The organism is Pseudomonas tremae (assembly GCF_001401155.1).
GTDB lineage: Bacteria > Pseudomonadota > Gammaproteobacteria > Pseudomonadales > Pseudomonadaceae > Aquipseudomonas > Aquipseudomonas tremae.
This window is the reverse complement of record NZ_LJRO01000052.1, coordinates 1-496: the sequence shown is the minus strand read 5'-3', so window position 1 is coordinate 496 and position 496 is coordinate 1. Positions and strand designations below refer to the sequence as shown.

The following is a 496-nucleotide window of genomic DNA, read 5'->3' as shown; positions in this document are numbered from 1 at the left end:
TCACCGCTGCGCTGCGCACCATTTCAAGGGATTGAGGATCAGCGCCGGGGTTATCTTCCATGTACTTGGCCAAGTCCTTGTCGGCATTGTCGGCCGCCTTCTCCATATTTTTGGCGAACGCCTTGAGGTCTTTGTTGGTGATTTTCCCATCCGCATTACCGCCATCCTTGCCGACGTCCACAGCCGTCTTCAACGCAGGGTTGGCGTTGATGAACGCCATCGCCTTGTCAGCATTGGGGCCGTGCTCTCTGGCCATCCAGGCGGCCGCAATCGGCCGGTTGAGTTCTTTTGCCGCCTGCTCGCGTTCTTCGGGCGGCAGATGGGCGACCATCGGATCCCAGCGCTTGAGGGCCTCGGGCGAAGAGTATTCGGAGTTATCGAGAAACGCGGCATCAGTAGCGCTGGGAGCATTTGCCGGGTCGGAGGCAGCCGCCGCAGGTGACGCGTTGGCTGTTGAGACCGATGTCATTGGGGACACCTGATCACTGTCCTGATC

The 496-nt window shown here is 59.7% G+C and carries 1 protein-coding gene; it reads right to left on the bottom strand.

All coding sequences use genetic code 11. The features are described from left to right. The coding region (locus ALO43_RS03815; protein WP_328586968.1) for a type III effector HrpK domain-containing protein at window positions 1–496 on the bottom strand (496 nt) is incomplete at both ends.